18 protein-coding genes and 1 other RNA gene are annotated in these 18,505 nt (G+C 64.3%); 12 read left to right on the top strand and 7 right to left on the bottom strand.

The features are described 5' to 3' along the window. Positions 1–260: 260 nt before the first annotated feature. The 5 genes from ACVOMF_RS17150 to ACVOMF_RS17130 form a co-directional block, all read right to left on the bottom strand. Positions 261–902, bottom strand: a complete 642-nt coding sequence (locus ACVOMF_RS17150; protein WP_481510336.1) for an FABP family protein — start codon at positions 900–902, stop codon at positions 261–263. A gap of 729 nt (positions 903–1,631) precedes the next feature. Further along, positions 1,632–3,791, bottom strand: coding sequence for a RelA/SpoT family protein (locus tag ACVOMF_RS17145; RefSeq protein ID WP_481510335.1), 2,160 nt, complete (start codon positions 3,789–3,791; stop codon positions 1,632–1,634). A 106-nt stretch (positions 3,792–3,897) separates the two neighbouring features. Further along, positions 3,898–4,197, bottom strand: coding sequence for a DNA-directed RNA polymerase subunit omega (gene rpoZ / locus ACVOMF_RS17140; protein ID WP_282271463.1), 300 nt, complete (start codon positions 4,195–4,197; stop codon positions 3,898–3,900). A gap of 124 nt (positions 4,198–4,321) precedes the next feature. Next, complete coding sequence (gene gmk, locus ACVOMF_RS17135) at positions 4,322–4,942, bottom strand: guanylate kinase (protein WP_296250265.1); 621 nt, start codon at positions 4,940–4,942, stop codon at positions 4,322–4,324. A gap of 175 nt (positions 4,943–5,117) precedes the next feature. Then, on the bottom strand, positions 5,118–5,978 hold the full coding sequence (locus ACVOMF_RS17130; RefSeq protein ID WP_481510334.1) for a YicC/YloC family endoribonuclease: 861 nt from the start codon (positions 5,976–5,978) through the stop codon (positions 5,118–5,120). A 110-nt stretch (positions 5,979–6,088) separates the two neighbouring features. Here ACVOMF_RS17130 and rph point away from each other — a divergent pair, with 110 nt between their 5' ends. The 7 genes from rph to pepQ all read left to right on the top strand — a co-directional run bounded on the left by rph (position 6,089) and on the right by pepQ (position 13,362). Further along, positions 6,089–6,817, top strand: a complete 729-nt coding sequence (rph, locus tag ACVOMF_RS17125) for a ribonuclease PH (RefSeq protein ID WP_481510333.1) — start codon at positions 6,089–6,091, stop codon at positions 6,815–6,817. Beyond that, the gene (locus ACVOMF_RS17120) at positions 6,814–7,203 is read left to right on the top strand and encodes a VOC family protein (RefSeq protein WP_313173487.1); all 390 of its coding nucleotides are present in this window, start codon (positions 6,814–6,816) and stop codon (positions 7,201–7,203) included. The genes rph and ACVOMF_RS17120 overlap by 4 nt, the downstream gene beginning before the upstream one ends. Next, positions 7,200–7,799, top strand: coding sequence for an RdgB/HAM1 family non-canonical purine NTP pyrophosphatase (gene rdgB, locus ACVOMF_RS17115; protein ID WP_481510332.1), 600 nt, complete (start codon positions 7,200–7,202; stop codon positions 7,797–7,799). The genes ACVOMF_RS17120 and rdgB overlap by 4 nt, the downstream gene beginning before the upstream one ends. 12 nt (positions 7,800–7,811) lie before the next feature. Then, positions 7,812–9,029, top strand: a complete 1,218-nt coding sequence (gene hemW, locus ACVOMF_RS17110; protein ID WP_481510331.1) for a radical SAM family heme chaperone HemW — start codon at positions 7,812–7,814, stop codon at positions 9,027–9,029. Between the two features lie 70 nt (positions 9,030–9,099). Next, a complete protein-coding gene (locus tag ACVOMF_RS17105) occupies positions 9,100–11,607 on the top strand; it encodes a DUF1631 domain-containing protein (protein WP_481510330.1) in 2,508 nt (835 codons plus the stop codon). Further along, a complete protein-coding gene (locus ACVOMF_RS17100) occupies positions 11,604–11,951 on the top strand; it encodes a PilZ domain-containing protein (RefSeq protein ID WP_481510329.1) in 348 nt (115 codons plus the stop codon). The genes ACVOMF_RS17105 and ACVOMF_RS17100 overlap by 4 nt, the downstream gene beginning before the upstream one ends. Positions 11,952–12,033: 82 nt before the next feature. After that, positions 12,034–13,362 (top strand): Xaa-Pro dipeptidase, encoded by a 1,329-nt coding sequence (gene pepQ / locus ACVOMF_RS17095; protein ID WP_481510337.1) that lies wholly within the window; start codon positions 12,034–12,036, stop codon positions 13,360–13,362. A gap of 954 nt (positions 13,363–14,316) precedes the next feature. On the opposite strand, the gene pepP is transcribed toward pepQ, so the two are convergent. Together pepP and ACVOMF_RS17085 are read right to left on the bottom strand one after the other, a co-directional pair. After that, the gene (gene pepP / locus ACVOMF_RS17090) at positions 14,317–15,642 is read right to left on the bottom strand and encodes a Xaa-Pro aminopeptidase (protein WP_481510328.1); all 1,326 of its coding nucleotides are present in this window, start codon (positions 15,640–15,642) and stop codon (positions 14,317–14,319) included. Between the two features lie 8 nt (positions 15,643–15,650). Beyond that, on the bottom strand, positions 15,651–16,196 hold the full coding sequence (locus ACVOMF_RS17085; RefSeq protein WP_481510327.1) for a YecA/YgfB family protein: 546 nt from the start codon (positions 16,194–16,196) through the stop codon (positions 15,651–15,653). Positions 16,197–16,321: 125 nt separating this feature from the next. On the opposite strand from ACVOMF_RS17085, the gene ACVOMF_RS17080 reads away from it, so the two are divergent. The 5 genes from ACVOMF_RS17080 (at position 16,322) to ACVOMF_RS17060 (ending at position 18,374) form a co-directional block, all read left to right on the top strand. Further along, complete coding sequence (locus ACVOMF_RS17080) at positions 16,322–16,543, top strand: TIGR02449 family protein (RefSeq protein ID WP_282273125.1); 222 nt, start codon at positions 16,322–16,324, stop codon at positions 16,541–16,543. Then, the gene (locus ACVOMF_RS17075; protein ID WP_282273119.1) at positions 16,540–16,839 is read left to right on the top strand and encodes a cell division protein ZapA; all 300 of its coding nucleotides are present in this window, start codon (positions 16,540–16,542) and stop codon (positions 16,837–16,839) included. The genes ACVOMF_RS17080 and ACVOMF_RS17075 overlap by 4 nt, the downstream gene beginning before the upstream one ends. Before the next feature lie 85 nt (positions 16,840–16,924). Further along, a non-coding RNA gene (ssrS, locus tag ACVOMF_RS17070) (6S RNA) lies at positions 16,925–17,109 on the top strand. Positions 17,110–17,307: 198 nt separating this feature from the next. After that, positions 17,308–17,895: a 5-formyltetrahydrofolate cyclo-ligase gene (locus ACVOMF_RS17065; RefSeq protein ID WP_481510326.1), complete on the top strand. Its 588-nt coding sequence runs from the start codon at positions 17,308–17,310 to the stop codon at positions 17,893–17,895. Further along, the gene (locus ACVOMF_RS17060; RefSeq protein WP_303747296.1) at positions 17,892–18,374 is read left to right on the top strand and encodes an EVE domain-containing protein; all 483 of its coding nucleotides are present in this window, start codon (positions 17,892–17,894) and stop codon (positions 18,372–18,374) included. The genes ACVOMF_RS17065 and ACVOMF_RS17060 overlap by 4 nt, the downstream gene beginning before the upstream one ends. Positions 18,375–18,505: the final 131 nt, after the last annotated feature.

Genomic DNA, 18,505 nt, shown 5'->3' with positions numbered 1-18,505 from the left:
CTACTTTCGCATCGATTCTTTCCTGCCATTTGCGCGGCTGACGCCGCCCCCACATGTGCCTCTGCCTTATCGGTAGAGCCCCTGCCGAACATGGCTCGGCACTACGTTCGCGTCATCCACAGGTCGTGGACAAAATATCACCATGTTTTACAGAGGTCCGCAGCGCAAGGGCTGCGCGGCCTTATCCACAGCTTGTGTATGCAGCAGGACACAGTCTGTGTGGATAGCGGAATACAGGTAGAGCCGAGCCATGCTCGGCCCTACGCGGCCGCTTCGGCCTGTGCGGTCGGGTTGGGCGTTGGCTCGCCGATCCGGCGCAGCGTATTGCGGTCGGTATGCGCGAACGGCTCGCTGCGGTCCGGGATGACCAGCATCGTTTCCTGCTCGTAGGACCAGCTACCGTCATCGTTGATGGTGACTTCGATCTCGTAGCTGTCGGTACGGAACGCGTGTTCCAGGAACGGGTTGGAGCTGATGCCATTGGTCATCGAGCCACGCTCGGCGCGCAGGCGGAAGCGCTTCGCATCGGGCGCCGCCTTCCCCACCGCCATCGCGGTCTGCCCGCGCGGGATGGTCAGCGTCTGGATCACCGTGCCGGTCGCCGGTTCCCACAGCCAATAACCGACCTGGTCGTGGAAGGTCTCCACTTCACCGGGCTTGTGGATGCGCGTGTGGTAACGCAGTCCGTAGAACAACTGCGGGCCATTGGGCTGCGCGTCGATCGGCTGCAGCTCGACGTGTTCGATGTAAGCCTGTCGCTCGGGGCCATCGGCCTTGGGATTGACGTCCATGCCGCGCTCGCCGATCCAGATACCTGCCATCGGCGCCAGTGGCCCGAGGTTGGCCAGCGTATTGGTATCGGCAGTGGGTTCGGTATAGATGTCTTCCGGGAACGTCGTCATGGGGATACAGCCTTGTTGAGATCCCGGCCATGGTACGCAGAACACGCTACAGGCTCACCCTCACCTGTCCACAAGTGATGGACAAAATATCACCATGTTTTGCAGAGGCCCGCAGCGCAAGGGCTGCGAAGCCTTATCCACAGCTTGTGTAGGTAGCAGGACACAAGCTGTGTGGATAGCCGGATACAGGTAGCGCCGAGCCATGCTCGGCTGGGGCTTCACCGAACAACCAGCTGTGAATTTTTGTGGGAGCGGCGTAAGCCGCGAAGCAGGTGGTCCATCAGATTGCGGGTAGCCCGGTTGTTCCAGCGCTGCCAGCTTCGCGGCTGACGCAGCTCCCACAGTTGCCGCTGCTATATCGGCAAGGCCCCTGCCACGCATGGCTCGGCACTACAGTGGCTTGCCCACAGCGCGTGGACAAAATATCACCATGTCTTGCAGAAGGCCGTGGCACAGGGGCTGCGCGGCCTTATCCACAGCTTGTGTATGCAGCAGGACACAGTCTGTGTGGATAGCGGAATACAGGTAGAGCCGAGCCATGCCCGGCTGGGGTGTTACCGGTAAACCCGACATCGTCTTGTGGGAGCGGAATAAGCCGCGAAGCTGATGATCCAGCAGATTGCGGACAGCGCCGTAGTACAAGCGGTGCAAGCTTCGCGGCTTACGCCGCTCCCACAGGTGCCTCTACTGTGTTGGTAAGGCCCCTTGCCGAGCATGGCTCGGCACTACCTACTGGCGGCGGACGGACTGCACTACCTGCAGGCGGCGCAGGCGACGCATTACTTCGGCCAGGTGTTTGCGGTCGCGGACCTGGATGTTGAAGCACAGCACCGCAGCGTTGAAATCACGGTCCAGGTAATCCACCCGCTCGATGTTGGAATGGCTGTGGGCGATGGCGGCAGCCAGCTGCGCCAGCACGCCGGTGCCGTTTTCCACCTCGACCACCAGTGCGGTGTCGTAATCGCCGACCACGCTGGTATCCCAGCCAATCGGCACCCAGCGATCCGGCGTCTTGCGCAGTTCGGCCAGGTTCGGGCAATCCAGTCGATGCACGACAATGCCCTTGCCGGCCGTGTGGTAACCCATGATGTCGTCGCCCGGAATCGGCTGACAACAGTTGGCGAAGCTGACCACGCCACGCTCGCTGCCGTTGATCAGGATCTTCTCCTGGGCGCGATGAGTGACGCCACTGGCGCGCAGTTCGGCATACGACATCAACGCCTGCGCAGCCTGGGTTGGCATCCAGTTACCCAGCGCCACATCGGCCAGGAAGGCCTCCAGGCGCGGGTAACGGTGCTCGGTGAGGAAAGCGTCCAGGCGCCCCTTCGGCAGCCGCTCGATCGAGCTGTCCATCGCTTCCAGCGCGCGGTCCAGCATGCTGTGACCGAGCTGTACCGCATCCTCGTGCTCCAGCTGCTTGAGCTGGTGGCGGATCGCAGTACGCGCCTTGCTGCTGACCACGAACTCCAGCCACTGCGGCTTGGGCGAGGCCGAACGCGCAGTGATGATTTCCACCGTCTGCCCGCTGACCAGACGCGTGCGCAACGGCACCAGCTTCTTGTCCACACGCGAGGCGACCGCGCGGTTGCCCACGTCGGTATGCACGGCATAGGCGAAGTCCAGCGCGGTGGAATTGCGCGGCAATGCCAGGATCTTGCCCTTGGGCGTGAACAGGTAGACCTCGTCCGGGAACAGGTCGACCTTGACGTTGTCTAGGAACTCCAGCGACGAACCGGCGGTACGCTGCGAATCGATCAGCTCGACGATCCAGGCATGCGCCCTGCTCTGCGCGCTGTTGGGGCCGTCGCCGCCGAACTTGTAGGTCCAGTGTGCGGCCACACCGCGCTCGGCGATCAGGTCCATTTCCTCGGTGCGGATCTGCACCTCGATCGGCGAGCCGTACGGCCCGAACAGCACCGTGTGCAGCGACTGGTAGCCGTTGGCCTTGGGGATGGCGATGAAATCGCGGAAGCGCCCGTCCAGCGGCTTGAACGCGGCATGCACGCCGCCCAGTGCGTGGTAGCAGTTGGGCACGTTGCGCATCACCAGGCGGAAGCCGAAGACATCCATCACCTGGTCGAAGCTTTTGTTCTCCTCGCGCATCTTGGTGTAGATGCTCCAGGGCGTCTTGATGCGGCTGATCAGGCGGTGCTCCAGCCCTTCGCGCGCCAAGCGCTGCGACAGCTGCACTTCCACCTGCGCCATCGACTCACGGCGCACCACCGGCTGGCTGCGAATGTGTTTTTCGATGATGGCGTGGCGCCACGGGTACAGCGCGCGGAAGCCGAGGTTCTGCAGCTCGGACTTGATCAGGTTCATGCCCAGGCGCTGGGCGATGGGCGCGTAGATATCCAGCGTTTCCGTGGCGATGCGGCGCCGCGCCTCGGCACTCTGCGCGCCCAGCGTGCGCATGTTGTGCAGGCGGTCGGCCAGCTTGATCATGATCACGCGCAGGTCGCGCGACATCGCCAGCAACATCTTGCGGAAGCTCTCCGCCGCCGCTTCCTGACGGTCGCGGAACTTCAGCTTGTCCAGCTTGGTGACGCCCTCGACCAGGTCGGCCACGGCCTGGCCGAACTCGGCGGCCAGCTCCTCGCCGGTGAGCGGGGTGTCCTCGATGGTGTCGTGCAGGATGGCCGCGATCAGGGTTTCAACGTCCAGGCCGAGCTCGGCCAGGATGCGAGCAACCGCCACCGGATGGGTGATGTAGGGCTCGCCGGATTTGCGTGTCTGGCCGGCGTGCGCGGCCGCCCCGACCTCCCAGGCACGACGCAGCAGCGGCAGCTGCTCGGTGGGGAGGTAGCTGGCTGCGCGTTCGAGTTGCAGTACGTAATCAGGTACCACCCCGCCCGCGGGCGTGGCTACCTGGGCGGAAGGGCCTGGGTTCATGCCAGAAGACTATGCCAGCAGGCGTTCCACGGCAATTCCTACAACGCAAACAGCCCGCTTTTGGCGGGCTGTTTGCAGACAACATCAATCGATGCCAGAGAGGCGATCAATCGTCGTTCTTGGACATGTCTTCGTCGGCGACCACTTCAGCGGCTGCCCATTCCAGTGCTTCACGCTCGATGCGCTCGCGCTCGGACTTCTCGACTTCCTCGATCAGCTCGTTGTCGATGCGACGGGCAGCGATTTCGCGCAGCGCCAACACGGTCGGCTTGTCCTCGCTCTCGCTGTTGTCGATCGTCGCCTGGACACCATTGGCCAGCTGACGGGCGCGCTTGGACGCCATCATGACCAGCTCAAAACGGTTGTTAACGACTTCCAGGCAATCTTCTACGGTAATGCGGGCCATGCGGGCTCCCGGCGACCTGCAACGGCCGCTCGATCGAATGAGGGAAAGGGGACGAATTGTAGGGGCAGACCGGTCCTGGAATCAAGTCAAGGCCTGAACAGCCCCTTGCGGATCAACCACTTGCTCAGTTTTCAGGGGCCAGCAGCGAGGCGATCAGCTCGCCGTGGCGGCGCTGCTGGGGTTCGCAGCGCAACCGGCTCGCGGCGAAGATCGAGCACATTTCACCAACGGCGGTATCGAAATCCTCGTTGATGATGACGTAGTCGAACTCGTCGTAATGCAGCATTTCCTCACGCGCGGCGGCCAGACGCTGGGCCATTACCGCCTCGCTGTCCTGGCCACGCTTGCGCATGCGCTCGTCCAGCGCCTGCCGCGACGGCGGCAGGATGAACACGCTGACCGCGCCCGGTACCTTCTCGCGCACCTGGCGAGCGCCCTGCCAGTCGATTTCCAGCAGCACGTCCTTGCCGGCCGCCAGCTGCGGCTCCACCGACTGCCGGGCTGTACCCTTCCAGTCGCCATGCACCAGCGCGTGTTCGAAGAAATCACCGGCGGCGATCATCTGCTCGAACTCGGCAGCGGGGACGAAGTGGTAGTGCTTGCCGTTGACCTCACCCGGACGCATGGCCCGCGAGGTGAAGGAGATCGACAGCGAGATGTGCGGGTCACGCGCCAAAGTGGCGTTGACGATGCTGCTTTTGCCGGCCCCGGACGGGGCAGCGACGATATAGAGGGTGCCACGCATGCGGTGGGCCAACGTCGGAATGGCCCGGCATTGTACCGGCGTGGGCCGGTCTGTGCAGGATTGAGGGGTGAACGCCGTCAAGAGTCCTGTGGGAGCAGCGCCACCTGTAGTGCCGAGCCCAGCTAGGCAGGGCATTACCGGTAAGGCCTCGGCGGAGCACGGCTCGGCACTACCCTTACTCGATGTTCTGGACCTGCTCGCGGATCTGGTCGATCAGCACTTTCAGCTCCACCGCTGCATTGGAGGTGCGTGCGTCCACCGACTTGGAGCCCAGTGTGTTGGCTTCGCGGTTGAACTCCTGCAGCAGGAAGTCCAAGCGGCGGCCGACCGGCTCGCGCTGGCGCAGCACGCGGCGGATTTCCGCGATATGGCTGTCCAGACGGTCAAGTTCCTCATCCACGTCGAGCTTCTGCAACCACATCACCAGTTCCTGCTCCGCCCGGCCCGGATCAACCGGGTGCGGCAGGTCGGCCAGGCGTGCGGCCAGCTTGACCCGCTGCCCCTCGCGGATGGCCGGGATCAGCTCGCGGACTTCGCCGGCAATGCGATCGACCGAATCGACCCGCTCGCTGATCGCCGTGGCCAGCTTGTCGCCTTCGCGCTCGCGCGCCTGCACGAAGCTGGTGACGGTCTCTTCCAGCAAGGCCAGTGCTTCGGCATGCAGGGCGGCACTGTCGGTCGCCTCGGCGCGCAGCACGCCGGGGTATTGCAGCAGGTCGGTGAAGCCCACCTGCATCCCGGGGAAGCGACTGTGCAGTCGCTGCGCCAATTCAGACAGCTGATCCACCAGCACCTCGTTGACGGCCAGCGAGGTGGCGGCTTCCGGTGCCCGCAGGCGCATCACCAGATCGAGCTTGCCGCGGCTGACCCGGGCGGCAACGCGCTCGCGCAGCTGCGGCTCGAGCGCACGCAGGTCCTCGGGCAGACGCACGCCCACTTCAAGGAACCGATGGTTCACCGAGCGCAGTTCGCAGCCCAGGGTGCCCCACGCGGTGATGCGTTCGCCGCCGGCATAGGCGGTCATGCTCCGAATCATGTGCTTTCCGATGTGTTTCAAAGGGCGAATGGTACCCTAGCCACCTCTGGACGCTGGTGCATCCACCACCCAGACGCCCGCCAGATCAACTCGTACTAACCGGATTCCCCATGACCTTCTCCCGTCCCAGCGGCCGCCAGGCCGATCAGATGCGCACCGTCACCATCGAGCGTTCCTTCACCCGCCATGCCGAAGGCTCGGTGCTGGTGAGCTTTGGCGACACCCGCGTGCTGTGCACCGCCAGCGTCGAGAACCGGGTACCCGGCTTCCTGCGTGGCAAGGGCGAAGGCTGGGTCACCGCCGAATACGGCATGCTGCCGCGCTCCACCCACACCCGCTCCGACCGTGAAGCCGCGCGCGGCAAGCAGGGTGGCCGCACCCTTGAAATCCAGCGCCTGATCGGCCGCACCCTGCGCGCCTGCATCGACCGCAATGCACTGGGCGAGCGCACTATCACCCTGGATTGCGACGTACTGCAGGCCGACGGTGGCACCCGCACCGCCGCCATCACCGGCGCATACGTCGCCCTGGTGGACGCGGTGAACCTGCTGATGAAGCGCGGCGAGATCAAGCGCAACCCGCTGTTCGGCGCGGTAGCTGCCGTGTCGGTTGGCGTTTACAAGGGCCAGCCGGTGCTGGACCTGGATTACCCGGAAGACAGCGACTGCGATACCGACATGAACATCGTCATGAATGACGGCGGTGGCTTCATCGAGCTGCAGGGCACGGCCGAAGGCCATGCCTTCCGCCGCGACGAATTGGACGCGCTGCTGGTGCTGGCCGAAAAGGGCATCCGCGAGCTGTTCGACGCCCAGCAGGCGGCATTGGCGTCGGCATGAACCGGCGCCTCGCCCTGGTCACCCTCGTCGTCGCCGATTACGACGAAGCCATCGCCTGGTACACCGGCAAGCTCGGCTTCCAGTTGCTGGAGGACCTGGACCAGGGCCGCAAGCGCTGGGTGGTGGTCGGCCCCACCGATGGCAGCGCTGCCGCGCTGCTGTTGGCGCGTGCCAGCGACGAGGAGCAGCGCAGCCGCATCGGCAACCAGACCGGTGGCCGCGTTGGCTTCTTCCTGCACACCGACGACTTCCATCGCGACCACGCGGCAATGCTCGCGCAGGGCGTGGAGTTCCTCGAAGCCCCGCGCGATGAACCCTATGCCACGGTCGCGGTGTTCCGCGACCTGTATGGCAACACCTGGGACTTGTTGGAGCCCAAGCAATGAAACTGGTACTGGCCAGCGGCAACGCCGGCAAGCTGAAAGAACTGCAGGCCATGCTGGCCGATCTGCCGCTGCAGATCGTGCCGCAGCGCGAACTGGGCGTGGACGATGTGCCGGAAACCGGCCTGACCTTCGTCGAGAACGCGTTGATCAAGGCCCGCCATGCCTGCACGGTGACCGGCCTGCCAGCGTTGGCCGATGACTCCGGCCTGATCGTCGATGCACTGGACGGCGCGCCCGGCCTGTACAGCGCGCGCTACGCCGGCAGCCCCACCGACGATGCCGCCAACAACGCCAAGCTGCTTGATGCGCTGCGCGATGTCCCGGCCGAACGCCGCACGGCGCGTTTCTACGCGGTGATCGTGCTGCTGCGCCATGCCAACGACCCGCAGCCGCTGATCTGCGAAGGCAGCTGGGAAGGCCGCATCATCGACGAACTGCGCGGCAGCAATGGCTTCGGCTACAACCCGGTGTTCCTGGATGAAGAACTCGGCCTGACCGCGGCGCAGATGGAACCTGCACAGAAGAACGGCCGCAGCCATCGCGCCAAAGCGCTGCAGTTGCTGGTCCAGCAGTTGTCGGCACAACTGGCACGCTGAGATACCTCGTTGATGAACACGCACGCACACCTCCACACCCACGATGACGCCTGCGGCTGCGATGTACCGGCAGACGTGCAGTTGGTACCGCCACCGCTGGCGCTGTACGTGCACCTGCCGTGGTGCGTGCGCAAATGCCCGTACTGCGATTTCAACTCGCATGCAGGCAAGGGCGAGTTGCCGTTCGATGCCTATATCGATGCCCTGATCCGCGACCTGGACCAGGACCTGCCGCTGGTCTGGGGACGGGTGGTCAGCAGCGTGTTCTTTGGTGGCGGGACGCCCAGCCTGTTCCCACCGGAGGCGATCGACCGCTTCCTGCAGGCAGCCAGCGCGCGGCTGCGTTTCGCGCCGAATCTGGAGGTCACCCTGGAGACCAACCCCGGCACCGCAGAACACGGCCGCTTTGATCGCTACCGTGCCGCCGGCGTGAACCGCATCAGCTTCGGCATCCAGACCTTCAACGACGAAGCGCTCAAGCGCCTGGGGCGCATCCACGACAGCAATGAAGCCGAGCGCGCGGTCAAACTGGCGCAGGACGCCGGCTACAAAAATTTCAACATCGACCTGATGTACGCGCTGCCGCAGCAGACGCTGGCCCAGGCCGAGCACGATCTTGAACGCGCCTTCGCCCTCGATCCCACCCATATCTCGCACTACCAGCTGACGCTGGAGCCGAATACGGTGTTCTTCGCCCGGCCGCCGCAGGGCATTCCCGACGAAGACAGCGCCTGGGACATCCAGGAACACTGCCAGGCCCTGCTGGCCGAACGCGGCTATGGCCAGTACGAGGTCAGTGCCTACGCCCGCGACGGCTGGCAATGCCAGCACAACCTCAACTACTGGCGCTTTGGTGATTACCTGGGCATTGGCGCCGGCGCCCACGGCAAGATCAGCTCCGGCGCCGAGCAGCATGTGCTGCGGCGCTGGAAGCACAAGCACCCGCAGACCTTCATGGACACCGCCGGCAGCCTGGCCAGCATCGGTGGCGACGACGTGATCAGCCCGGAGCGGCTACCGTTCGAGTACATGCTCAACCTGCTGCGCCTGCACGAGGGCTTCAGCCTGCGCGATTTCGAGTCGCGCACGGGTTTGGCACGAAGCGTGCTTCTACCCTCCCTGGCAATGGCGGTGGAGCGTGGCTGGCTCACCCATACCGGGGAATACTGGACCCCAACTGAGCTTGGTCGCCGCTTCACCAACGATGTGGTGGAGTTGTTCCTGGCGTAAGACCCGCGAAAAGTGGCCGTTACATCACATAAATGATAGAAAACGCCCATTCAGGGGGAAGGAATACAGGATGTCAGGCACCGCACCACGCTCATCCAGCCAATCCATGGCAAGGATCGCCACTGCGCCGGTATCTGCCCGCGTACGTCACTTGTTGGAAAGTATCTTCCTGGCCACCGATGAAGTCCTGCGCACGCCGCTGCAGCTGACCGCCATCGAGCTGGAACGCGCCATGTTCAAACGCGCGGAGTTGGCCCACAACAGCCAGATTCAGTCCGACATCTATGCCCAGCTGCGGGTGCTGCGCGAGCACATGGAACAGTTCCCTGATCTGTTTCTTGATGCGCTTGCCTCGCAAGTGGCGAGCTTCAAGGACCCGCCCAAGCCCGACCAGGAAGCGCACGCGGCGACGTTCAAGTCGATGACGCTGGTCGAGGACACCGACATCGACCGCGACATCGTGCTGCACGAAATGGCGCGACGCGAGGCGTTCCGCGCCCCCAGCCCACTGCTGTTGCTGGGGCAGCGCTTTGCGGTGTTGGCCGCACAACCAGCATTTGATCCCGAGCGTCTGCCGGTCGGCCCCTACGCGCAGTGTCGGGCAGTACGCGACGCCGGCGAGCAGATGCAGCTCAACCTCGATACTCAGCTGGTGCTGTTCCAGGTATTCGAACGCATGGCGATGACGCGTCATGCCGAACTGGTAGACCGCCTGAACATCCTGCTGGAACGCGAAGGCGTGCTTCCAGGGCTGGTTTACCGTCCGCATCTCCCCCGCCCCTCTGCACCACGCGGCGCGGGTGCTGCCGGTGGGCAGGTCGATGCTGGCGGCAGCGGGCCTCGCGGCACCGGCCCAACCCCGCTGACCAGTTGGCAAGGCCAGGCTCCGGCTGCATCGTGGGCCAATATTTCCAATGAGCTGCTGGGCAACCCAGCAGCAGCGCCTGCCCAGGCCAGCGCCACACCGGTGCAGATGCCAGCCAATGGCGCCGCAATGCCGCCGATGGAAAGCCTGCACAGCCTGCTTGATGCAGCCCGCCATGCACTTACGTTGAGTGCCGGTGCAGGCGGTGGCGGCGGCAATACTGGCGGTACAGCTGCCGGCCGTGCCGTAGGCGCATCCGCCGGTACTGGTGGCATGCCCGACTTTGCCGCACTGCAAGCACAGGCACAGCACGGCACCACAGGTTCAACAGCAGCTGCCGGCACAACTGCATTCACTGCCGCCAACGCCAACAGCGCAGGCGTTCCTGCCCAGCCGGTCTCCACCCAGACTACGCTGGATGTGCTGGGCAAACTGCAGGCTGCTGCATCGTCCTCCGGCAGCCGCCACAGCATGGCCGACATCCGCAACGCGATGATGGCGCAGGTCAAGGCCGAGCACGGCCCTGCCGCAACGCTGTCGGTGCAGGACGGTGACACCATGGACCTGTTGGGCATGCTCTACACCGAGCTGCAACGCGAGGTGCGCAGCGAAGGCCCAGCCGCCGATCTGCTGCGACGCCTGCAGGTGCCTTTGGCACGCGCCGCGATCAGCGATCAGGAGTTCTTCCTGCGCGACCAGCACCCGGCCCGCGAGCTGCTCAACGCCGTCGCCGAATCCGGCGCGGTGTGGCTCAGTGATGAAGACAGCGATCCGGTCCTGTTGCTGAAGCTGAAGGATGCCGTCAACAAGGTCGTCAACGATTACCAGGGCGACGAATCCGTCTTCGTCGAAGCCAACGACATCATCCAGGGCCATCTGCGCTCTGCGGCCCGCCGTGCGGAGATGGCCGAGCGCCGGCAGGTCGACGCCGCGCGCGGCAAGGAACGTCTGGAGGCCGCCAAACAGCTGGCCAACAACACCATCGACGAGCTGTGCCAGACCACCGAACCACCCAAGTTCGTGCAGACCCTGCTACGCAAGGCGTGGGCTGATGTGCTTACCCTCACCTTGCTGCGTCAGGGTGAGGGTTCGGAGGAATGGCAGCAACGCGAGCAGGCCACCCGCCGGATCAGCGAGATCACCGGCCTGCCACCCGGTGGCGCGGCTGATGTCAGCTTCGGCGAGGAGATCGAACAATCGCTGCTGCAGGTGGGCTACCACCAGGATGAAGCCGCAGCCATCTCCCGCCGGCTGTCCACGCCTGGCGGCGAGGATGAAATCACCTCGCGCACCGAGCTGACTGCCAAGCTCAAGGCGCGCAGCCGTCTGGGCGAGACAGGCGAGCCGGAAGAAGAAGAGCGGCGCAAGAAAGTCGAGCCCACCCGTACCGAGGAGGAGGAAGCGCATTACCGCCAGCTGCGCACCCTGCCGTTCGGTACCTGGTTCGAATTCACAGTCAACCAGCAAGGCGACAACCGCCGCCAGCGCCTGTCCTGGTACAGCCTGATCACCGGCAACGCCTTGTTCGTGAATCAACGCGGCCAGAAGGTCTCGGAGAATTCACTCGACGCGATGTCGCGGCTGATGGCCAAGGGCCAACTGCGCATCGTCACCGAAGACAAGGGCCGTCTGATCGACCGCGCCTGGCAGGCCACCGTGCGCGCCCTGCGCTCGATCGCCGGCCAAGCCTCCAACAGCGGGGAGTCCGCATGATCACCAATACCCGCCGCGCACCGCGCCTGCAGGTACCCGAACTGGTGCAGGTACGAGACCAGATGACCGGCACCCAGATCGGCCGACTCGGCAACGTATCCGAAACCGGCATGCTGTTGATCACCTCCGTGCCAATGCACGAGGACGCGCTGTATCAGTTGCAGTTCCCGATCCCCGATGGCCGTGGCGGCCACCTGCAAATCGACGTTGGCGTACATCTATTGTGGTGCGAGCCCACCCATGCGCCCGAGCAGTCATGGGCAGGGTTCCGCTTCCTGACCCTGGATAAAACCCATCGCGAGCGTCTGGTCCGGTGGATCGAAGGCAGCATCCCCGCAGCCTGAGTGCCGAAAACGGCACAGCAGCTGCCGGCTGATTGCGGCAAAATTGGGGCCTGCATTCCGCATGTCCCAGCGAGCCACCGCGATGAACCAGCAAGATCCAGGCAGCCTGTACGCCCACCACCTCGGCGAAATGATCCGCCGCGCCGACGCGGCGCTGGCGCGCGGTGGTTTTGATCATCTGGTGGTTCCCAGCGGCACCCAGCACTACCAGGTGTTCGATGACCGCGACTACCCGTATGCGGTCAACCCGCAATTCAAGACCTGGTTGCCGCTGACCAAGCTGCCTTACAGCTGGCTGATCCACACCCCGGGCAAGCGTCCGACCCTGGTGTTCTACCAACCCTTCGACTACTGGCACGTGGTACCGGACGCGCCGAGCGGCTGGTGGGTGGAACACTTCGACATCCACATCATCCGCAAGCCGGACGAAGCGCTGGCCCTGCTGCCAGCCGACCCGAGCCGCTGCGCCATCCTCGGCGAGGCACAGAGCGCACTTGGCGGCTTCGCCCCGAACAACCCGGCAGCGGTGATCAATTACCTGGAATGGCATCGCGGCTACAAGACGCCGTACGAAATCGCGCTGATGCGCCAGGCCCAGGTACTGGGCGTACGCGGCCACCGCGCCGCCGAGGCCGCATTCCGTGCCGGTGCCAGCGAATTCGAGATCCACATGGCCTATTGCAGCGCCGTCGGCCAGGACGCCAACGAGCTGCCCTACGGCAACATCATCGGCCTCAACGAACATGCTGCCGTGCTGCATTACACCGATCTGGGCAAGCAGGCACCGCAGCCGCTGCGCAGCTTCCTGATCGATGCTGGCGCTTCGGCGTATGGCTACGCCAGCGACATCACCCGCACCTATGCAGCGGCCGGCCACGACGAGTTCCAGTCTTTCATTGATGCGGTCGATGCTGCGCAGCTGAAGATGTGCTCGGCAGTACGCGCCGGCTTCGACTACAAGCAGCTGCACATCGATGCACACCTGTCGTTGATGGGCATCCTCAAGGATTTCGGCGTGATCACGGTTTCGCCGGAAGCCGCCTTGGCGACGGGTGTGAGCGCAGCGTTCTTCCCGCACGGCATCGGCCATCTGATCGGCGCGCAGGTCCACGACGTGGCCGGCTTTGCCGCCAGCGAAGACGGCGGCCGCGTCGAGCGCCCGGCCGGCCATCCCTACCTGCGCATGACCCGCGTACTGGAACCGGGCATGGTGGTCACCATCGAGCCGGGCCTGTACTTCATCGACATGCTGTTGAACGAAGTGAAGAAGGCCGGCAACGCTGCCAGCATCAACTGGGACCGCGTGGACTTCTTCCGTCCTTACGGTGGCGTCCGCATTGAAGACGAGGTGCTATGCACCGACGGCGAAGCGGACAACCTGACCCGCCCGGAATTTGCCGCGCAGGCATGATGCAAGGGCGACATCAGTCGACCTGCTGATTGAACCCCGGGCGCGCAATGCGCCCGGGATGAGCGATACGGCGGGTGTACCAGCATCCGCTTTCGCGAGAACCTTCATCCCTCCCCTCAAAAGAAGCACAGCCAGTCAAACTTTGGCTTTGGCTTTGGCTGCTATTGCTGTTGCTGTTGCTGTTGCTGCTTCCCCTCCCTTACGCGCAGCGTAGGGAAGGGTCAGGGAGGGGTGCCGTTGCTTTGCACTTGCACTTGCTGTTGCACTTGCTGTTGCTCTGCGCCTTTGACGTACGGGCCCCTTCCGCAGCGACGGAGCTGGCAGACAAGACCCCGCATGGGGCGACGTGCATGGATGCACGTCGTTTTTCGACGATACATGGATGTATCGTCGAAAAATCCTGCCAGCGGAGTGGACCTGGAGCGCGCAGCGCGGAAGGCGCGTAGGCAGGGTGTGCTTTCTTTTGGTTATCTTTTCTTTGCACAAGCAAAGAAAAGTAACTCGCTCCCCGAAGGGGAGAGAAAGCTCTTGCTCTTGCTCTTGGTTTCGGCTCCAACGTCAACGGCGATCAAGATCAAGATCAAGGGCTTTCGCCCGCCTACGGCGCACGAGCACACATTTCTTTGCTTGTGCAAAGAAACGTGGCCCAAAGAAAGCACACCCTGCCTCCGCGCCCACGTCGCTTCGCGACGCGGGTCCACTCCGCCACCGGGATTTTTCGACGATACATCCATGTATCGTCGAAAAACGACGTGCGTCCTGCACGTCGCCCCATTCGGGGTCTTGTCCGTCGGCTGCGTCGCTGCGGAAGGGGCCCGTACGTCAAAAGCTCAAAGCAACTGCAACGGCAACGGCAACGACTGGAGCAACTGCACCCCTCCCATACCCTCCCCTACGCTTTGCGTAAGGGAGGGCAAGTACAAGGGCAACTGCTACAGCCGAGCGCCTTACGCCTCAGCGCTTGGCCATGAAGGCTTCGATCTCGTCGGCACTGCGCTCCAGCGCACCGGTCAACACACGGTGCCCGTCCTCGGTGATCAACACATCGTCCTCGATGCGGATACCAATGCCGCGCCAACGCGCCTCCACGCTGCGATCATCCGGCGAGATGTACAGCCCGGGCTCGATGGTGAACACCATGCCCGGCTCCAGCAGACGCGACTCGCCGGCTACCCGGTAATCACCCACATCATGCACATCCATGCCCAGCCAATGGCCGGTCTTGTGCCGGTAAAAACGCTGGTAGTGACGCTCGATGATGTTCTCTTCCAGATCACCCTTCAGCAGACCCAGACGCAACAAACCCTCGGTCAATACCTCAACCGCCGCCAGATGCCCTTCCTCGTAGGCAATGCCCGGCTGCGCCTGTTCCAGCGCCGCAGCCTGCGCCGCCAACACCAGATCATGCAGCGCGCGCTGCTCCTCGCTGAAACGGCCATTGACCGGGAAAGTCCGGGTGATGTCACTGGCGTAACCGCGATACTCCGCACCCGCATCGATCAACACCAGATCGCCATCGCGGCTACCGCTGTTGTTGTCGCGGTAATGCAGCACACAGGCGTTGGCGCCGGCACCGACAATGCTGTTGTATGCAGAACACGCATCGGCCGCACGGAACTCACGTTCCAGCTCCGCCTGCAATTCGTACTCATGGATACCCGCCCGCGCTGCACGCATCGCCGCACGGTGCGCACGCACACTAATATCGGCTGCCGCCTGCATCAAGGCGATTTCATCCGCGCTCTTGTACAGGCGCTGCTCGTGCAGCAGGTGGCCAAGCTCAAGGAATTCATGCGGCGGCTGCGCACCATTGCGCACCTGCGAACGCACCCGGTTCACCCAGCCGATCAACTTCAGGTCGAAGTCGGCGTCGCGGCCGAAGTGGTAGTACACACGCGAACGGCCTTCGAGCAGGCCCGGCAGGATCTCGTCCAGGTCCTCGATCGGATAGGCGTCATCCATGCCGTAATGCGAGACCGCACCATCCTGGCCTTCACGCGGACCATCCCAGGCTTCACGGTCGGGGTCGCGCTCGCGGCAGAACAGGATCGCCTCACCGTGCTTGCGCCCCGGGATCAGTACCAGCACTGCCTCCGGCTCCTGGAAACCGCTCAGGTACCAGAAGTCCGAATCCTGTCGGTACGGGTAGAACGTATCGTTGCTGCGCACCCGCTCCGGTGCCGCGGGCAGCACCAGAATGGCGTCATCGCCGGCCGCTTCCATCAACTGCCGGCGGCGGCGGGCGTACTCAGCGGGGGTGATTCCGGACAGACGCTTCATCGCCAACCTCAGTTCAGGCTTTGCCGGTGACGCGAGCCCATCACGCAGTCGCCGTGCAACAGCAGTGCCGCAACACGCACGAACTCTTCGATCTCGGACAGCGCGTCCTCGTCTTCATCGGCGCTGTCGAACTCATCGCTGGAGGCCTGGGCAAGACGCGCCAGATCCTGCAGCGCCTCTTCGCCTTCTTCACTCAGCACCGGGCGCTTGCCCGAGGCCAGGCCGAAGCCGCCCAGGAATGCACGGCACCATTCAAACAAGGCGTCGGTACGCGCCTGCAGCGGTTCGGCAGCATCCACCAGCACCAGCTCGAAGGCGAAGTCGCGGTCTTCCAGCTGCGCGACCGTGGCCTGGCGCAGCAGATCCAGGGTGCTGCCGGGCTCCGGTGCTGGCAGGTTGTCGTCGGCCAGCACCTTGGCCGGCCATGCAGGCACATCGGCACCGCCGGCGGCCAACCAGCCGCACAGTCCGCCGTGGAGTTCGGCCGGGGAAGCAGCCAGGCCCAGCGACTGGCTGGCCTGGAGGATGTCGTTGACGGCGGGAAGGTCGGTCATGTCACTGATCTGTAAAGCGGAGAGGAACGCCGGCACCGACAAGATGACGACGGCCGCACAGTGTACCAATCGCACTGCATACTCCTTCTTGACCGGCCCTCATCGCCATGCCTATCGTTCCATCCATGGACTCCTTCGACCCCGCTGGCCAGCTGCTGGCCCTCGCCTCCCGCCTCGAGCTGCTGCTTGAGCGCAACCAGCGACTGAGCGATGAAAACCGCAGCCTGCGCCAGCAGCAGGAACAGCTGATCAGCGAGCGTTCGCAGCTACTGACCAAGAACGAACAGGCCCGCTCCCGGGTGGAAGCCATGATCACCCGCCTCAAGTCGCTGGAGCAGCACACGTGAGCAACAACGAACCGGTCAGCGTCCATATCCTGGACCGCGAGTACACCGTTGGCGTGGAACCCACCGAGCGCGAAAGCCTCACCGCCGCCGCACGCGTGCTCGACGGCAAGATGCGTGAGATCCGCGGCAGCAACCGGATGGCGGCGGTGGACCGCATCGCGGTGTTGGCGGCGCTCAATCTTGCGCATGAGTTGCAACAGGTGCGCGACGAGCAGCTCGCCCAGCAGCAGCGTTTTCAATCGGCGATGAACGAGTTGAACCGGCGCCTGGACCTGGCCATCGACAACGCGCGTTGATCCAGCTGACCAGCTCAGACAGATGAATCCGCAATTCGTGAAATACGGCTGCACCTAGCCGCGCAACCTCGTTATACTGGCGACGCGTTCTCTGCTGTGAACGACGGCGTGTGCAAACATTCGCCTTGTCCCTTAATTACGACCACGGGGGCGCGACGGAGCCGGGTGTGCAAGTCCGCCTTGTAGCGGGAAGCCCGATGGCCCCCCAGCGTTCCCACTTGAACCCCGGGTTCAAGGTCGTTTCGCACGCATCGTCACCGCGGAGAATGCAATATTCCAGAACGGCGCCTAACGGCGCCGTTCTTTTTTGTCTTTTTTCCTTATCCCTGCGGGAGAAGGTGCCCCGAAGGGGCGGATGAGGGTTAGAGCAAAGCCCCACGAAGCTTGGCTACGCGAGTGCTTCGCCCTTACCCTCACCCCAACCCCTCTCCCAACGGGAGAGGGGCTTCCACGCCTCGACCTTCGCAGATGACCGATCACCGCCAACTCCTCCGCCAACAGCTGCGCCAGCGCCGCCGCGACATCCCTGCCGCCGAGCGCATCGCCGCAGCCGAAACCCTGGCCGCACACCTGCTGTCCCTGCCATTCGCCGGGATCAGCGGGCACGTCGCCGGTTACTGGGCGATGGATGGTGAGATCGCGCTACATCGCTGGCAGATGCAGCTGCCGCCACAGCAGACCTATTGCCTGCCGCTGCTGCACGGCAAGCTGCTGCGCTTCGCCCCGTGGCGGCCCGGGCAGCCACTGGTCAGCAACCGTTATGGCATTCCCGAACCGGATGTGGCCCCCGCGCAGGCGCTGCGGCCGGAGGAAATGGCCTTGGTCGTCGCCCCGCTGGTCGGCTTTGATGACGGTGGCCGGCGGCTGGGCATGGGGGGCGGCTGGTATGATCGCAGCTTCGCATTTCGGCAGCGCCAGGCCGCGCCGCCGTGGCTGGTAGGGGTAGGTTTCTCCGCCCAGCAGGTGCCGTCATTGCCGGTCGAGGACTGGGATGTGGCGGTGGATGCCATCTGTACCGAGCAGGCCACTCTCTACCCGGAACCGTTGAACGCATGACCGCCCGCAAGCGCTATTGGCTGATGAAGTCCGAACCGGACGCCTTTTCCATCGACGACCTGCAGCGCGTAGGCACCGAACCTTGGAATGGCGTACGCAACTACCAGGCACGCAATTTCATGCGCGATGGCATGAAGGTCGGCGACGGCATCCTGTTCTACCACTCCAATACCAAGGTGCCGGGCATCGTCGGCATTGCCACGGTGGCCAGCGAGGCCTACCCGGACGACACCCAGTTCGACCCGGAATCCGATTACCACGACCCCAAGAGCACACGCGAGCAGCCGCGCTGGATGCTGGTGGACGTGGGTTTCGAGCGCAAGCTGGCGCAGGTGATCGCCCTGGACGAGATCAAGCTGCATGCCGAGGAACTGGGCGAAGGTTTCCCGCTGACCGCCAAGGGCAACCGCCTGTCGGTGTTCCCGGTTACCGCCGCACAGTGGAAGCTGCTGCTGTCACTGGAAAAGAAAGCCAAGTAAGCATCCTTTGTTGTGGGAGCGGGGGGCGGCCCCCCCCCGGGGGGGCGGGGGGGGCGGCGGCGGGGGGGGGGGGGGGCGGGCCCCCCGCGCCCCCACCGGAGTCGAGGGGGGGGGGGGGCCCGGGGCGCCGC

The sequence above is a fragment of the Stenotrophomonas sp. STEN022 genome (assembly GCF_056760155.1).
The sequence above is the reverse complement of the archived record's forward strand: the minus strand, read 5'-3'. Positions and strand labels throughout refer to the sequence as shown.

Bases quoted from the DNA above. Each gene is read 5' to 3' on its own strand.
- ACVOMF_RS17100 (WP_481510329.1), top strand. From the start codon at position 11,604: ATGATCACCAATACCCGCCGCGCACCGCGCCTGCAGGTACCCGAACTG.
- rpoZ (WP_282271463.1), bottom strand. From the start codon at position 4,197: ATGGCCCGCATTACCGTAGAAGATTGCCTGGAAGTCGTTAACAACCGT.
- ACVOMF_RS17065 (WP_481510326.1), top strand. From the start codon at position 17,308: ATGACCGATCACCGCCAACTCCTCCGCCAACAGCTGCGCCAGCGCCGC.
- pepP (WP_481510328.1), bottom strand. From the start codon at position 15,642: ATGAAGCGTCTGTCCGGAATCACCCCCGCTGAGTACGCCCGCCGCCGC.
- ACVOMF_RS17085 (WP_481510327.1), bottom strand. From the start codon at position 16,196: ATGACCGACCTTCCCGCCGTCAACGACATCCTCCAGGCCAGCCAGTCG.
- ACVOMF_RS17145 (WP_481510335.1), bottom strand. From the start codon at position 3,791: ATGAACCCAGGCCCTTCCGCCCAGGTAGCCACGCCCGCGGGCGGGGTG.
- ACVOMF_RS17105 (WP_481510330.1), top strand. From the start codon at position 9,100: ATGTCAGGCACCGCACCACGCTCATCCAGCCAATCCATGGCAAGGATC.
- rph (WP_481510333.1), top strand. From the start codon at position 6,089: ATGACCTTCTCCCGTCCCAGCGGCCGCCAGGCCGATCAGATGCGCACC.
- ACVOMF_RS17060 (WP_303747296.1), top strand. From the start codon at position 17,892: ATGACCGCCCGCAAGCGCTATTGGCTGATGAAGTCCGAACCGGACGCC.
- ACVOMF_RS17150 (WP_481510336.1), bottom strand. From the start codon at position 902: ATGACGACGTTCCCGGAAGACATCTATACCGAACCCACTGCCGATACC.
- gmk (WP_296250265.1), bottom strand. From the start codon at position 4,942: ATGCGTGGCACCCTCTATATCGTCGCTGCCCCGTCCGGGGCCGGCAAA.
- rdgB (WP_481510332.1), top strand. From the start codon at position 7,200: ATGAAACTGGTACTGGCCAGCGGCAACGCCGGCAAGCTGAAAGAACTG.
- ACVOMF_RS17120 (WP_313173487.1), top strand. From the start codon at position 6,814: ATGAACCGGCGCCTCGCCCTGGTCACCCTCGTCGTCGCCGATTACGAC.
- ACVOMF_RS17080 (WP_282273125.1), top strand. From the start codon at position 16,322: ATGGACTCCTTCGACCCCGCTGGCCAGCTGCTGGCCCTCGCCTCCCGC.
- pepQ (WP_481510337.1), top strand. From the start codon at position 12,034: ATGAACCAGCAAGATCCAGGCAGCCTGTACGCCCACCACCTCGGCGAA.
- hemW (WP_481510331.1), top strand. From the start codon at position 7,812: ATGAACACGCACGCACACCTCCACACCCACGATGACGCCTGCGGCTGC.
- ACVOMF_RS17130 (WP_481510334.1), bottom strand. From the start codon at position 5,978: ATGATTCGGAGCATGACCGCCTATGCCGGCGGCGAACGCATCACCGCG.